Genomic DNA, 2,254 nt, shown 5'->3' with positions numbered 1-2,254 from the left:
TGGAACACTACAGTTACCACCCTACCGCATGTTTGCCGTCGTTTGCATTCTTTTGGGTGCTATAGCAACGAAACATCACTATTCGGATATTTCATTGCTTTATGCATCAAATATCTCTGCGCCCGTGGAGGCACCGTACCTGCGGAAATTTGGTCATGAGTTACGGACTTCGACCATGAGTTAGTGACTTCAGGCTGGGGTTTTAACCATTGCCAAAGACGCTAAGTCATGACTGAAATTGCTAGGTCATTATTGAGTTTTCACCGGCGGCGGGTAACTGGCCGTTTCGATAGGTTACTGTCTTCGCAACGGGTTTAAAACCCACGGCGAAGACACTAACCTATCGAACACTGCACCCACCCAAGGCAGACCCTGCCCAAAACACACTCCACCTCAGCCTCCGTGCTCGGACGCCACTGGCCTGCCCAGCCCACGCAAAACAGAGCGGCCCCGCACTCCACCACCGCCCCGCCCACACCCCTCCTCACGCCCGCAATGTGGCGGGCAACTCATGCGGCTCACGCGGGGTGTTAGACAGTACTACACTTAAAGCGGAAGTCACATCGCCGTCACTGAAGAAAAGAGTTTTTGTGCCCACCACGACCGTACACTTGACCGACCGCATCCCTCGCGTTTCTGCTGATGAGTTGCTGGCGGGTTTCCGCCCCTCTGAGCGTTTTGGTGAAGTGTCTTTTGATAGCTACATTCCTGATCCGAATCAGCCGTCGCAGGCTGAGGCTGTGCAGAAGCTGAAGGATTTTGGCGACAAGATTAATGGTGGCGGCGCTGGTGCCGGTTTCTTTGGTCGCTTGTTTGGTGGCAAGAAGAAGGATTCGACGAAGGCTGGCCTGTACCTTGACGGCGGTTTTGGTGTGGGTAAGACTCACCTGTTGGCGTCGCTGTGGCATTATGTGGATGGCCCGAAGGCGTTCGGTACTTTTGTGGAGTACACGAACCTGGTGGGTGCGTTGACGTTCCGTAAGACGGTTGAGGCGTTGAGCAGCTACAAGCTGGTGTGTATTGACGAGTTTGAGCTGGATGATCCGGGTGATACTGTGCTCATGTCTCGTCTGATGCGTGAGCTGGCGGATGCTGGCGTGAAGCTTGTGGCGACCTCGAACACTCTGCCGGGTGCGCTGGGTGAGGGCCGTTTCGCGGCTGAGGATTTTAAGCGTGAGATTCAGGTGCTTGCTTCGCAGTTTGAGGTGCACCGTGTGGATGGTGAGGATTTCCGTCACCGTGGCCTGCCTGCTGCGCCGGAGCCTGTATCAGACGCCGAGTTTGATGCGAAGGTTGAGGAAGTGTTCGGCGGCCAGACTGTTGGCGTTGATAACTTCGCTGACTTGGTGGAGCATCTGGCGAAGGTGCACCCGTCGCGTTACCGTCAGCTGATTGATGGCCTGGATGGTATTGCGTGGCGTGATGTTCACCCGATTACTGAGCAGTCGGTGGCGTTGCGTTTTGTGGTGTTGGCTGACCGCCTGTATGACAAGGACCTGCCGATCGTTTCTTCGGGTGTGCCTTTTGACAAGGTGTTTACTGAGGAGATGCTGGCTGGTGGTTATCAGAAGAAGTATTTCCGTGCGGTGTCTCGTTTGACTGCGTTGGCTCGTGAGGGCATGCTCGGCGAGGAGGCGGAGCGCTAGTTCCGCTGTTCGCCGGGGCCGAGCTTTGGCCGGCTCGGGTTTTGATGCGCTGTTCTTTCTAGTCCCGTGAGACTCGAAGCTCGCCCGGTTTGCATGGTTAGCTTGGTTAGTCTGGTTTACCTGAACCGCGCCAACCCCTCTCATACGTGAAGACCCTCGCCGGGTCGCTTAGGAAGCACCCGGCGGGGGTCTTTGTGTGAGCGAGAACCTGGTACGTGACGGGAACATGGCGTGTCGCTCGCATGGTTTCTTCTCTTGCCAGGGAGTTATGCGGGGGTAGATGTGGTTGGAGTGTATAATTTTGCGTGTAGCCTCCGCGAGGTTCTCGCGAAGCACCCGTTTCTGCCGCATGGTTGCGGGCTATTTTCGGGTAGCTATTTCCCTTCCTTTTCGGAGGGACTTTCATTGAGGGTTTTGGGTGTATCCCAAGCTCACCACCCCCGCCCGCATTTCCCTTCCTTTTCGGAGGGACTTTCATTGAGGGCTACGGCTGGTTTAATGCATACGCTTACCCGCAGAAATTTCCCTTCCTTTTCGGAGGGACTTTCATTGGGGGCCTAAGGCTTATGAGCAGTGCGCAGGCTTCCTTCGCATTAGCGATGGCAAAG

At 55.5% G+C, this 2,254-nt stretch carries 2 protein-coding genes; both read left to right on the top strand.

What is annotated here, in order from left to right:
* Window positions 1-184 (top strand): hypothetical protein (locus Q0216_RS06590; protein ID WP_298593916.1); only part of this gene is annotated, 184 nt, incomplete at its 5' end.
* Between the two features lie 406 nt (window positions 185-590).
* A complete protein-coding gene (gene zapE / locus Q0216_RS06585; protein ID WP_298593914.1) occupies window positions 591-1,646 on the top strand; it encodes a cell division protein ZapE in 1,056 nt (351 codons plus the stop codon).
* Window positions 1,647-2,254: the final 608 nt, after the last annotated feature.

Origin of the sequence: uncultured Rothia sp. (genome assembly GCF_937976295.1) — a bacterium.
Taxonomy (GTDB): Bacteria; Actinomycetota; Actinomycetes; order Actinomycetales; family Micrococcaceae; genus Rothia.
This window is presented reverse-complemented; position numbering and strand designations above follow the sequence as displayed.